The sequence below is a fragment of the Phyllobacterium sp. CL33Tsu genome (assembly GCF_900113985.1).
Taxonomy (GTDB): Bacteria; Pseudomonadota; Alphaproteobacteria; order Rhizobiales; family Rhizobiaceae; genus Phyllobacterium; species Phyllobacterium pellucidum.
In genome coordinates this window covers 273121-285160 of the sequence record NZ_FORJ01000005.1, presented here as the reverse complement: position 1 = coordinate 285160, position 12040 = coordinate 273121, and the positions used below count along the sequence as shown (strand labels likewise).

The 12040-nt window shown below is 57.8% G+C and carries 15 protein-coding genes; 7 read left to right on the top strand and 8 right to left on the bottom strand.

The window, feature by feature from the left end:
* Nucleotides 1–43: 43 nt before the first annotated feature.
* Nucleotides 44–319 carry a CtrA inhibitor SciP gene (locus tag BM074_RS18325; protein WP_081816000.1) on the top strand — a complete coding sequence of 92 codons (276 nt, stop codon included), beginning with the start codon at nt 44–46 and terminating at the stop codon, nt 317–319.
* Between the two features lie 69 nt (nt 320–388).
* On the opposite strand, the gene BM074_RS18320 is transcribed toward BM074_RS18325, so the two are convergent.
* The gene (locus BM074_RS18320; RefSeq protein WP_175499064.1) at nt 389–850 is read right to left on the bottom strand and encodes a paraquat-inducible protein A; all 462 of its coding nucleotides are present in this window, start codon (nt 848–850) and stop codon (nt 389–391) included.
* A 285-nt stretch (nt 851–1135) separates the two neighbouring features.
* Between BM074_RS18320 and BM074_RS18315 the strand changes: the two genes are divergently transcribed.
* Nucleotides 1136–3247: a carboxy terminal-processing peptidase gene (locus tag BM074_RS18315; RefSeq protein WP_091924046.1), complete on the top strand. Its 2112-nt coding sequence runs from the start codon at nt 1136–1138 to the stop codon at nt 3245–3247.
* Between the two features lie 75 nt (nt 3248–3322).
* Entirely contained in the window at nt 3323–3607 is a 285-nt protein-coding gene (locus BM074_RS18310) for a GNAT family N-acetyltransferase (RefSeq protein ID WP_175499070.1), read from the top strand.
* A 12-nt stretch (nt 3608–3619) separates the two neighbouring features.
* Here the strand turns inward: BM074_RS18310 and BM074_RS18305 are convergent, their stop codons facing one another.
* A complete protein-coding gene (locus BM074_RS18305; RefSeq protein WP_091923909.1) occupies nt 3620–4003 on the bottom strand; it encodes a flagellar export protein FliJ in 384 nt (127 codons plus the stop codon).
* Between the two features lie 477 nt (nt 4004–4480).
* Between BM074_RS18305 and BM074_RS18300 the strand changes: the two genes are divergently transcribed.
* Complete coding sequence (locus BM074_RS18300) at nt 4481–5182, top strand: response regulator transcription factor CtrA (RefSeq protein WP_027233501.1); 702 nt, start codon at nt 4481–4483, stop codon at nt 5180–5182.
* A 59-nt stretch (nt 5183–5241) separates the two neighbouring features.
* Here the strand turns inward: BM074_RS18300 and BM074_RS18295 are convergent, their stop codons facing one another.
* From BM074_RS18295 to BM074_RS18285, 3 genes are all read right to left on the bottom strand, one after another.
* Nucleotides 5242–5835 carry a YdeI/OmpD-associated family protein gene (locus tag BM074_RS18295; protein WP_091923907.1) on the bottom strand — a complete coding sequence of 198 codons (594 nt, stop codon included), beginning with the start codon at nt 5833–5835 and terminating at the stop codon, nt 5242–5244.
* On the bottom strand, nt 5835–6191 hold the full coding sequence (locus BM074_RS18290; protein WP_228017854.1) for a response regulator: 357 nt from the start codon (nt 6189–6191) through the stop codon (nt 5835–5837). The genes BM074_RS18295 and BM074_RS18290 overlap by 1 nt, the downstream gene beginning before the upstream one ends.
* 126 nt (nt 6192–6317) lie before the next feature.
* Nucleotides 6318–6947 (bottom strand): histidine phosphotransferase ChpT, encoded by a 630-nt coding sequence (locus tag BM074_RS18285; protein WP_027233498.1) that lies wholly within the window; start codon nt 6945–6947, stop codon nt 6318–6320.
* A 335-nt stretch (nt 6948–7282) separates the two neighbouring features.
* On the opposite strand from BM074_RS18285, the gene BM074_RS18280 reads away from it, so the two are divergent.
* Entirely contained in the window at nt 7283–7840 is a 558-nt protein-coding gene (locus BM074_RS18280; RefSeq protein WP_228019372.1) for a DUF1134 domain-containing protein, read from the top strand.
* Nucleotides 7841–7950: 110 nt separating this feature from the next.
* Complete coding sequence (locus tag BM074_RS18275) at nt 7951–9012, top strand: coiled-coil domain-containing protein (protein WP_091923901.1); 1062 nt, start codon at nt 7951–7953, stop codon at nt 9010–9012.
* Here BM074_RS18275 and BM074_RS18270 read toward each other — a convergent pair.
* From BM074_RS18270 to BM074_RS23110, 3 genes are all read right to left on the bottom strand, one after another.
* A complete protein-coding gene (locus BM074_RS18270) occupies nt 8968–9792 on the bottom strand; it encodes a TrmH family RNA methyltransferase (RefSeq protein ID WP_091923899.1) in 825 nt (274 codons plus the stop codon). The genes BM074_RS18275 and BM074_RS18270 overlap by 45 nt on opposite strands.
* Nucleotides 9789–10568 (bottom strand): HugZ family pyridoxamine 5'-phosphate oxidase, encoded by a 780-nt coding sequence (locus tag BM074_RS18265; RefSeq protein ID WP_091923897.1) that lies wholly within the window; start codon nt 10566–10568, stop codon nt 9789–9791. The genes BM074_RS18270 and BM074_RS18265 overlap by 4 nt, the downstream gene beginning before the upstream one ends.
* A 72-nt stretch (nt 10569–10640) precedes the next feature.
* Nucleotides 10641–10790, bottom strand: a complete 150-nt coding sequence (locus BM074_RS23110) for a hypothetical protein (RefSeq protein WP_175499063.1) — start codon at nt 10788–10790, stop codon at nt 10641–10643.
* Between the two features lie 281 nt (nt 10791–11071).
* On the opposite strand from BM074_RS23110, the gene BM074_RS18260 reads away from it, so the two are divergent.
* A complete protein-coding gene (locus tag BM074_RS18260; protein WP_091924044.1) occupies nt 11072–12040 on the top strand; it encodes a cell wall hydrolase in 969 nt (322 codons plus the stop codon).

The following is a 12040-nucleotide window of genomic DNA, read 5'->3' as shown; positions in this document are numbered from 1 at the left end:
ATGTCTGCTGCGATAGGTCTTGAAGTTTAGTGTAGAGAGTACAATGACCGATCTTGTTCGACCGAGAGTAAAATATGTTATCGGCCCGGATGGCAGTCCACTGACCATCGCCGATCTTCCACCCGCGAATACGCGGCGTTGGGTCATTCGCCGCAAGGCTGAGGTGGTTGCCGCTGTGCGCGGTGGTCTTCTTAGTCTTGAGGAAGCATGCCAGCGCTACACTTTGACGGTGGAGGAGTTCCTGTCCTGGCAGTCCTCGATCTCCGATCACGGGCTGGCTGGCCTTAGAACAACCCGGATACAGCAATATCGTCATTAGATGATGGTGCAAGAAAGTTGGGAGAGGCTGGTCGCAAGACCAGCCTTTTTCCATTTGGCCATGCCGCGATTAATCTGCCTGCTTTTCCCTGGCAACGATAAGGTGGGCCGCGACCGCCGAAAGTATTGCCGAGGCGGTGAAGAACCAGAGGCCCGGCTGTGCGATCGCGGTAGCAAGCCCGCTGGTCTTGGCGCCGAAAATCACGAGGGCGACCAGAAGCACGTCGAGCATCGACCATTTCGACAATAGCCCGACCCAGCGATGAAGGGCGCGGGACGCGGCTGGTACCTGCGCCACCGCCATCTGCGCGACGCCGAGCTTTGCGACCGGCAGGACAACCGAAAAGAGAAGGACGGTGAGTGCGAGGAACCAGTCGCCGCTGCGCCACAGCGAGCCGATGATATCGATAAGCGACGGGCTTTCGTCGAAGAAATAGAGCTTGCTCACATTCATCAGCGGCATGGTCAGCCCCAATGCGAGGGTGAATGTCGCGACGAAAAGCAGGATCGGAATGATAAATCTTGTCGACATGCTGATATCCGACCGAGGCTGACAGCCCATGCATGAAGGAAATGCATGGCGCCCGTCAAGGACGGCGAAGACAATTTGCGCCCACGGCAAGAGTTTGCCCTGCGCGATGACAGGATCGGCTCAATTTAAACAAGATTTGCACTAGACAGACTGGATCACATTCACTTGTTACCGATTGACGCTTCACATGATGGATCGCCATAGTAAGTTTAGATGCGGCCGGCAGTCCGCCGGCGGTAATATTTGATGGTTAAATCCACACAGAGCATTGGATTCGTGCACCTTATGCGTACCAGATTTGGCTTGTTGCTTGCTTTCCTGACGGTCGTTTCCTCTGCTCAGGCGTTGGAAACCGCCTCACCTCCGGTGCTCGCGCCTGAGGAGGATCAAGGCAAGGCTGCGCATTTGAGTGCGCAGGTATTGACCTATTATCACTACAAGAAAGTGCCGCTGGACGACGCTTTGTCCGCGAAAATCACCGATCGCTACATAGAATTGCTGGACCCGGACCGATCCTTTTTCCTTCAGTCCGATATCGACACGTTCATGGCCAGCAAGGACAAACTGGACGATGCCATCTATGGCGAAGATCTCACTATCCCGTTTGGGATTTTCAACGTTTATGACCAGCGCTTCGTGGAGCGCATGAGTTACGCACGCGGACTTCTCAAGGATGGGTTCGATTTCAACCAAAAAGAAGACTTTACGATCCGACGGGACAAGGAGCCTTGGCCGAAAACCGAAGCGGAAAGCCAGGAGATATGGCGCAAGCGCGTCAAGAACGACTGGCTGCGCCTGAAATTGGCCGGTACGTCCGATGCAAAGATACGCGAGACGCTCGGCAAGCGTTATGAGAACTCGCAGGCCCGCGCCTATAAATACAAGAGCGACGATGTATTTCAGACGTTCATGACCGCCTATACCAATGCCGTCGAACCCCACACGGACTATTTTGGCGTTGCCGCCGCTTCGGAGTTCGACATTTCAATGAAACTCTCGCTCGTCGGCATCGGCGCCGTTCTTCAGGAGCGCGATGAGTATACGACCATACGGGAACTGGTGGCCGGCGGACCTGCCCAACTCTCAGGCCAGCTTAATGCGGGCGACAGAATTGTCGGGGTGGCACAAGGCAAGGACGGTCCAATGGTGGACGTCGTCGGCACTCGATTGAACGAGGTGGTAAAGCTCATACGCGGAGAAAAGGATACGGTCGTACGGCTGGATATCATGCCATCCGACGCGGGCCCCGACGGCAAGCACCGGCTCATTACTCTGGTGCGCGATAACATCAGCCTGGAAAAACAGGCCGCCAAGCAAAGCATCAGGATCGTGAAGGATGGTGATCTCACGCGCAAAATCGGCGTGATCGATTTGCCCACATTCTATGACGACTTCGAGGGGCGGCGACGGGGTGACAAGAACTATCGCAGCGCAAGCCGCGATGTTGCCAAGCTGTTGGCGGAACTCGAAGACGAAAAGGTTGACGGCGTCGTTATCGACTTGCGCAACAATGGCGGGGGCTCCTTGCCTCAGGCGATCGAACTGACCGGCCTGTTTGTTGGCAAGGGACCCGTCCTGCAACAGCGCAATGGCGAGGGCGACATCAAGGTCGATGGCAATGATCGTGGCCAGGCGAAATGGACGGGGCCGCTTGCAGTCCTTATCAATCGCGGATCGGCCTCGGCTTCCGAGATTTTTGCCGCGGCAATACAGGACTATGGCCGAGGGCTTGTTATCGGCGAACCAAGCTTCGGCAAGGGCACCGTGCAAACTGTGGTCGATCTCGACGAGCAAGCGCGCAACCCAAAGCCGGAATTCGGCGAATTGAAGATGACGGTCGCGCAGTTCTTCCGCATCAATGGCGGGACCACGCAGCTTCGCGGCGTGACGCCGGACATCATCCTGCCCGGGTTTTCGGATGAGGAGACGCTCGGGGAGTCGAGTTACGACAACGCGTTGCCATGGTTGCAGATCAAGCCTGCCAGGTACAAGCCGCTCGGGGATATCAAGCCGATCCTGCCGGAACTTCAAAGCCGCCACGACGCGCGTGCCAAGGAGGACAGGGATTTCAGGAGACTCGTCGAAGACGTGAACGAGCTCAAGGACTTGCGTGACAAGCGGGTCATATCCCTCAATGAAACCGAGCGACGTGCCGAAAGGGATCGCCAGATTGGCCGCCTGAAGGCCCGTGAAGCAGCCGATGGCAAGGGCTCGGCGTCGACCACAGATCTTGTATTTCAGGAGGATGGTCTGCAGGCCGACGAGCGCAGCATGAGTGCGGATATTGCGAGCGAAAAAGCGCTGAAGGATGCAAAAGACGTGCTTCTCGACGAGACGGTGCACATTCTCAGCGATACGTCCGACCTCGGCAAAGTCACGTCGGCGAAAAACAATTGATCAATGGCAGTTGATGGGCACCCGGCATCGGGTACCGCGAGTCGCAATAACGATGGTGTAACAATGAGTGGTCAGATCAGTATCGAAAAGCAGGAAACGGGCAAGGGCGGACGCTATGTGGCTGTTGTATCCGGCCATGAAGCAGAGATGACCTTCTCGCGCGCAAGCCCCCATCTCATCATCATCGACCACACCGCGGTGCCTGACGCGCTTCGGGGGCAGGGCATCGGCCAGGCGCTCGCCTTGAATGCGGTGGAAGATGCGCGGGTGGGTGGCTGGAAGATAATTCCGCTTTGCCCGTTCATGCGGGCGCAATCGCTGCGCCACAGCGAATGGTCGGATGTAATCCAGCAGCGATAGGGCGGCAGTCCGTCAGCCAATCATGGCGCGCTTGTCGGGCAGGGGGGTCTCTTCCTCGCGCGGCTTGCCGTCACGCTGCTCAAGCGCCTCGGCCTTGGCAAGTTCGGCTTCCGATTCGGCAAGGGCGGCTTCAGCCTCGTCCTTTTGCGCCTTCAGGTCACGGATCGAGTCAAAAAGATTGTCGCGGCGTTGCCGCGCGGCCTTGGCGAAGGTGGGATAGGCAAAGTGCGTCGTGTCGGTGATGCCGGCCTTCTTTTCCTCTGAAAGAATCTGGGCGTCCAGTTCAGCGGCCATGCGTTCGAATTCGCCCATCATCAGATCGAGTTGACCGAGCTGGCGGCGCTTTTCCTTGACCTGAAAGAGTTTCAGCCGAACCAAACCCTCATGCGACTTCATGCTCACTACCCCCTCAACGCCATACTCTCAGGCCGGTACGCGTCTGCCGCCAAATGTGAGGCGGCGGTCCATCCAGCCGGTATTCCACCCGAATCACCTCGGGAAAATGAAACAAAAACTTAAAGGCGGCCCCGTCTGGTAACCTTTCCTTTACGTTCAGCATTAATCATACGCCTTAAGACTTAAAGCTCGGTAAATCGAATCCTGAAGTTTCTAGGCAGAGATTTTATTGAGTCGAATGAATCGCTTAGCCTTTGAACCTGAAGCACCATCTGATGGTTTTTGGCAGGCGAGTTGACCTTATGAATCAATGCGGTGCCTGCGATCTCTAAATTAAGAGTCGAGGGCACTTGCAAAGCGGAATCAGATTTTGTTAACCATTCGGTGGCAATCTTAACGTTATGGAAACGGCTTGTTCGCGACCTGGCTTCGGGATTGCACGGCAACCCATTTCAGCGGCGGGAAAAGGGGAATGATATGCGGGTTCTTTTAATCGAAGACGATAGTGCAACGGCCCAGAGCATCGAACTGATGCTCAAGTCGGAAAGCTTCAATGTTTATACGACTGATCTGGGCGAGGAGGGTGTCGATCTCGGCAAGCTCTACGACTATGATATCATCCTTCTCGACCTGAACCTGCCGGACATGTCCGGCTACGAGGTGCTCCGGACGCTTCGCCTGTCGAAGGTGAAGACCCCGATCCTTATCCTCTCCGGCATGGCCGGCATCGAGGACAAGGTTCGCGGTCTCGGTTTCGGCGCCGATGACTATATGACGAAGCCCTTCCACAAGGATGAACTCGTCGCCCGCATCCATGCGATTGTTCGCCGCTCGAAGGGCCACGCCCAGTCGGTCATCACAACAGGCGATCTCATCGTCAATCTCGATGCCAAGACGGTGGAAGTCAGCGGACAGCGCGTGCATCTGACCGGCAAGGAATACCAGATGCTGGAACTGCTCTCGCTGCGCAAGGGCACGACGCTGACCAAGGAAATGTTCCTCAACCACCTTTATGGCGGCATGGACGAGCCCGAACTCAAGATCATCGACGTGTTTATCTGCAAGCTGCGCAAGAAACTCGACTCGGCTTCCGACGGTGTGAACTACATCGAAACCGTATGGGGCCGCGGCTATGTGCTGCGTGAGCCGGACTCGACCGAACTGCGCGAAATCGCCTGATAGCATTGCGCATGAATTTCAAGGGGCTCCGTTAGCGCGGAGCCTTTTTGCTTTTGGGGTCAGCGTTTGCGTTTGAGCGGGTAGATGGTCTCACCCTTGGCGAGCATGGCGATATATTTCTCTATGTGCGCTGCCCGTGTTTTCGCCTGTTTCGCGCCATGGACGCGGTAGAGAATTGCAAACCGGTTGTGGCCATCAAGCTGGTTGAAGAACGTCAGCGCCTCCGGATTGGCATCCAGGGCCCGTTGCAAATCGTCCGGAACTGTCGCGGTGCTCTGCCGGGCATAGGCGGCATCCCAGCGACCGTCGGCCTTGGCTTTTTCGACTTCGGCAAGGCCTGCCGGTTGCATCCGGCCCTGCGCCGTCAGTTCGATCGCCTTGTCTCGATTTTTCTCTGACCACTTGCTGGTGGCCCGACGTGGCGTGAAGCGGATAAGCCAGTGGTGCTCGTCGAATTTGTCGAGCTGGCCGTCGATCCAGCCATGGCAGAGCCCACATTCGATCGCTTCCTCGCGAGACACGCCCTTGATCGGAGAATTCTTCTTCGCAAGCTTTAGCCAAAACCCCTTCGAAGTGATCGGTTCAGCGGCGAGAAAATCGTCAAGCTCCCTTTCCGACGCAAAGAACCTCACAAGAAGATCGCTCTTCGGCATCAGCCCGCCACTGGAACCTGCGGCAGGATTTCGGCGATCGAAGCCCGGTTGAAAGGCTTGAGCAGATAGCCGGCAGCACCAGCGCGCTTGGCGCGCATGATCTTGGCAAGGTCGATTTCGGGAAGGCAGAGGTAAATCTTGCTGTTGGCGCCGCCGGGAAGCGATTTTACCTGTGCGATGACATCGGCAGCCGGCATGTCGGCGATGGCGCTGTCGAGAATGATGATATCGGGCATCTCGACGCTGCAAGCCGCAACCGTCTGGAAGCCGGTGTCGGCGGTCGTGACGACGGTCGTTTCGCTCGCGATGAGTCGGCGGGCGACCTTCCGCACGACCGGCGAGCCATCAATGATCATGCAACGCAGCAATACAATACCCCCGGCAGGCCAGAAACATACCGTTCCGGGTAAGAAGACTAGCGGGCCTGGGTGAACAAATACCCAAGGTTGATGGTAAATATTAGTGCAACTTTTGCGCGGCGATCAGGCTGCGGCGAAAACGATCTCTTCCGGTGTCGCATGGATCGAGATGGTCATGCCGGCTTCCTGCGCTAGCAGCAGGGTATAGTAGGGCTGCACCGCGTGGGCGTCGATCGGTTCTTCCGGTACCCTGCCGCTGTGAAGTTCGAGGAACTTCGGCGGTACGCGCAGCATCGGCCCCCGCGAGGTGAGGCTGAAACGCGGCTCGGTGTCCCCGCCCTCAAGCTTGACTGCGAGCGTGCCGCCACGGGGAAGGGCGGCATTGGCGATCAGGACGAGGTTGAGTAAGAGCTTCACCTTGTTCTTCGGCAGAAGGACGCGGGTGCCTTCCCAGGTGAACTGTGCTTTCTCGCCTTTCATATATTCGTTGGCGACATTCTGCGCGTCGCCGGTGTCGATCTGGACGCCGGCGGATCCTGCCGCGCCGAAGGCAATGCGGGCAAATTGCAGGCGGGCCGAGGCGCTGCGGGCGCTCGACTTGATGAGGTTCATCGCATCCTCGTCGGCGCCGCCCTCCTCGAGGAGTTCGAGGCCGTTGTTGATTGCACCAACCGGCGAAATGATGTCATGGCAGATGCGGCTGCTCAGGAGTGCTCCGAGGTCCGTTGCCGAGAGAATTACGGGCAATGTCATGAGGGCTTCTCCTGGAGGTGGTCGAGTGGGTTTTCGCGAATCACTGGCAAGCGAATCACTTCGAATTTCAGCGCTATTTGGATACATAGACGCGTCCAGATCGGCAAGAAGCTCGTGGCGAAAGCCTGTGAATGCTGAATTTCCGGCATTTTTGCCGATCTTTGCAAGTCATTGAAATGCCAAGATCGATTCATAAACTTTTATACAAGGTTTAGCGCCTTAAATTGAGCACCAAATCATTAGGCAGGCGCAAGATCTGCAAATTTCCCGTATCAGGCGTCAGGCAAAGAAGCGAACAGCCAAAAGGAATTACGATGGCGTCTCTACTCTTGTCTATGAACCGTGGTCTTCTTCTCGTCCTGACACTCGTGTCACTTGTTTTTGCCCAGGCCCAGGCGGCCCGCGCACAAGAAACCTATACGATGGAAGAGATCGTCAATTCCGGTCAGCGGTTCTTCGGATCAACCTCAGGCGGATTGGCTACAGCAGTCGAGAAGGTGTTCGCGAGTTACGGCCTTCCTAACGGCTATGTCCTTGGCGAGGAAGGATCGGGCGCGCTCATCGGCGGCCTGACCTACGGGGAGGGCACGCTCTATACAAAGAACGCCGGCGATCACAAGACCTACTGGCAGGGCCCGTCGATCGGCTGGGATTTCGGCGGACAGGGCTCCCGCGTGATGATGCTGGTGTATAACCTCGACGATGTTCAAAATCTTTATGGGCGCTTCGTTGGGGTTGCGGGTTCCGCCTACCTTTTTGCCGGCGTGGGCTTCAATGTGCTCAAGCGCAACCAGGTCTTGCTCGTTCCCATCCGCACGGGCGTCGGCGCGCGTCTTGGCGTCAATGTCGGATACTTGAAGCTGACCCAGACCCCGACATGGAATCCGTTCTGACCGAGCAGGATTCAAGTCTGCCCGGCGCGGACCCATGCGGTCCGCGTCTTTGTTTTCGGCGCCCCCGCTGCTAAGACTCCCTTTAAAGAAACGCCAACAGGACCCCGATCTTGATCCAGTCCGTAATCTATTTTGCCCTTGGGTTCTTGAGTGCCGTGCTTCTGGTCCTGCTGCTCGCGCCGCCAATCTGGCGCAGGGCCATGCTTTTGACCCGCAAGCATGTCGAGGCCGAGACACCCCTGACGCTCAATGAAATTCAGGCGCAAAGGGATGGATTGCGCGCCGAACACGCGATGGCGGAGCGCAAGCTCGAACTTGCGCTCGAAAGCGCGCGCAACAAGGCGGCGCTGCACCTGACCGAGATCGGCGAAAAGGAACGGATCATTCGCAAGCTCACGGCGGATCTCGGCGAGCGGGAAACCAGCATTGCCGGTCTTTCAACGTCACTGAGTACTAATGAAGACACGCTCGAACGATCGTCACAAAATCTCAGCGGCACGGCGAAGACTCTCGAAGAGCGCACCACCGAGGTTGAGCAGCTGAACCGGCGTCTCTCGAAACTCTCGATCGATGCCGATAGCCTGCAGATTGAACTCGCTGCCCAATCCGCGCGCGTCGAAAACCTCCTCGACGAATTGAACGACGCGCGGCGCGAAAAGCGCGACAGCGACGAGCAGCGGCGGAAAATCGAGACCGAGCACAAGGCTTTGCAACATAGACTGGAGCAGGAAACGGCGCAGCGTACCGAGTTCGAAAAGCAGGCGACCGCGCTTTTGACCAAGTTGTCAGACGCAGAGGCGAAACTCGCCCGTCGCGAGAAAGACATGGAGCGGCTGAACGAGAGACTACGCAAGGTCCTCGCTGACGGCCGCAAGCAGGGCACTTCCGTTGTCGATACGCCGCGTGGCAAGCAAGCACTGATCCAGGCCGACGAAACCCGGCTTATGCGCGACGAGATGAATACGCTTGCCGCACAGGTCGTGGCGATGGTGGCGAAGCTTGAAGGCGAGAAGTCTCCCGTCAATGAAATTCTTGCCAAGGCCAAAAGGCAGGTGCCGGCGGTCTATGATGAAAATGGCGAGGCCATCGTCAGCATTGCCGACCGGGTGCGCGCCCTGCAGAACGCCTCAAAGCCCGCTAAAGCGGCTGAACCGCGCGAGAGCGATGCCTGAGGCGGTTGCAACGTTTAAACTATCGAAGCTCTTCGACATGGGTATGCGCACAGTCTGAAGGCGGTCCAGCAGCGCCTTTGGCAGGCCTTCCCCTTCCGTTCCAAGGAGAAGTGCGGTGCGCTGGACCGGTTCAGCCGCGTTGATGCTCGTCCTGCCCGAGGGACTCAAGGCAAAAATCGTATAGCCTGCGCTCTGCAGTTTACTGACAATAGCTTCGATCGATCCCTCGCGGGCGAATGGAACCTTGAGCGCTGCGCCAACAGAAACGCGGATCGCCTTGCGGTAGAGCGGATCGCAACTCGTCTCGTCCATGAGAATGCAGTCAGCCTCGAAAGCCGCGGCGTTGCGGAAGATCGAGCCCATATTGTCGTGGTTTGAAAGCCCGCACAGGACGACGACAAGCCCGTGTTCCGGCATGGCGGAAAGCAGTGTGTCGACGGTGTGTGGTCCGCTGCGCCGTCCTATTGCCAGAATACCGCGATGCACGGGGAAGCCGGCAATCGCATCCATCGTCTCCCGGCTGACGCAATAGACCGGTACGTCGGGCGGACACAGTTTCAGCTGTTCGGACAGGCCCGAAAGCCGGTTCTCCAGCACAAGGAGGGAGTCGGTGGCAAAATGCGGGCTCGTCAGCAGGACGTTCAGAACAACCTTGCCCTCGGCAATGAATCGACCCTCGCGGCCGACGAGATCGCGCTCGCGCACGTCGCGATAGGGTGCAAGTCGTTCATCGCGAGGGTCGTCGATACGAATGACCCTTTGATCGGGCGACGCCGTCATGCCGGAGATTGGGACGCCTGCAGACCGGCGCGCGCTTCTCCCGCCATGCGGACGAGCGTCTTGTGCATATCCTCAGCCGATGTGAGCGGCGAAGCAAAAAAGACACGCTCAACTGCATCTCCATCCGCGATATCGAAGCCGTCGGCGTCAATGCCGGTGATCCGCCAGTTGCCGTCATCCGCCTTGGCGAAATACCGGGCGTAAAGGGCAATCGCCGCCGCATGATCCTCGTTCATGTGTTCGACCGCCGATTTTTCCGCCGCGGCAAGCGCGTCATTGGCCGGATTGAGACTGAGCCATTCGGCCGGCGGTAGCTGATATGCGCGTCCAAAACCGGCGTTCAGGCGGGCATTGTCGGGTTCGAGCCGGAAGAAACTGAAATCGCCAAGGCCTGCATAGAGCTTGGCCTTTGGAAGGTGCGAAAGATAGCGCCACTCGATCCGCTCATGTTCCGGCGTGTTGCGTGCGATCTGGCGTGCTTTCGCCGTAACGGTCATGCGGGGATGGGCCAGCGGGTCGCCCTTTCCAGGCTCTCCCACCAGCAGCGAACAGCGGGGATCGGCAAGGAGCGCCGGCGTATGCGCGGCCAGCGCCGATGCAAGAATGACTGGGGTGCCGTCGTGGTCGGTGGCAAGGCCTACCCGCGTCGCGATAGGATGGCCAGAGCCAGGCTCGAGCGTCGCCAGCGCCGCATATCGCGCGGTGCGCAGCAATGTACGCGCCAGGCGAACGGCGCCTTCATCGATTTCACGCAATACATCTTTCTTTTCGGCCACGGGATACCTCTCGATCTGTTGGCCGATTGATAGTGCGTGACGGGCAGGGTAACAAGCTGTTTGGTATGTGGCTCAGGCGGCGACTGATTGGTTGTCATTGAATCCGATCGCATCCATGCAATCATCGAGGAGATCGAGATCAACCGGGCCGATCGTGCACAGGACCGGCGCCACGTCCTCCGCCGGAACCTGCAGCGCCACAAGTTCTTTCAGTGCTTCCATTAGTGATTCGCGCGTGTCATACCGGTGGGAGCGCTTGTGCATCGGCCGTGCCTTTGAGCGTGGTTACTGGCCAAAACATTAAGGCAATTACGGTAAACGAATTCTTAATTTCGCCATTTTTGAAATTTTTTTGCTGTGCGGGTGAATAAAATAACTTCATGATTTCAAAAGGATGAATAGGCATGGTAACGTTAACGTCATCTTTGCCATTGTTTGGCCCTAAATGAGATCATTCTGTGAGCACCTTCACCAGCAGGAACAACAGCGATGAGAATTGCTTCGTGATCGGCTTCGCTAAGTGGAAGATCCATTCAATTGCGGGCATCGTAGCGGCCGCGGGGCTTGTCAGTGGTTGTACGCAGACCGGACAGCACTCGAAAATTTCAGCCAATCTGACGAATAAGGGCACTAGCAAAAGCTACGCCTATACGCCGAAGGACAAGGAGTGTCTTGAGCGCGCGATGTTCTTCGAATCCAACCGTTCGAGCCAGGACGGGCTGGTTGCGGTTGGCACGGTGGTGATGAACCGCCTCGATTCCGGCAAGTGGGGCGATTCCATCTGCGGCGTGGTCGGACAAAAGGGGCAGTTTGCTCCAGGCGTGCTTTCTCGCCCGATGAAGTCCGTTGCCCTCCCGGATGTGCAAGCTGCCGCCGACGCGGTGCTACGCGGCGAGCGCAATACCAAGGTGAAGAATGCCATGTATTTCCACACGGCGGGTCTTCGCTTCCCCTATAAGAACATGCACTATACGGTCGTTGCCGGTGGCAACGCGTTTTATGAAAAGCGCGACCGCTATAATACGGTAGACATCGCGTCCAAGGATGCAAGCGCAGCCATCGCCAATGCCTATATCGCCAGCCTGCGCATGGGCGGCAGACCGACGATCGCAACTGCCCCGACCATGGTCGCGAGCAATGTCCCGGGCGTAAGGACGACTGCGGTCGCCGCAGCGCCGGCGACGACCTCAACGGCGACAGCGGGACGGGTCACTGCCAACCAGCAGCCGATCCTCATGGCACAGGCTGACATAACGCCGGTCATCGCCAATCCGGCGAAGGTTGCCGTGCCGATGGATCCGCCGCCGCAGGCGATGGATTACCGGACCAGCGAGCCGACCGTTCGCGTGGCACAGCCCGCTGCAGCGCCGGCAACCGATCCGAGCTTGCTCGCCTATGAGGCGCCGAACGCCAAGAAGGTCGACGCCATCGGGCAAATGCTGCTCGCGCAGGATCGACCGACGTTCAACTGA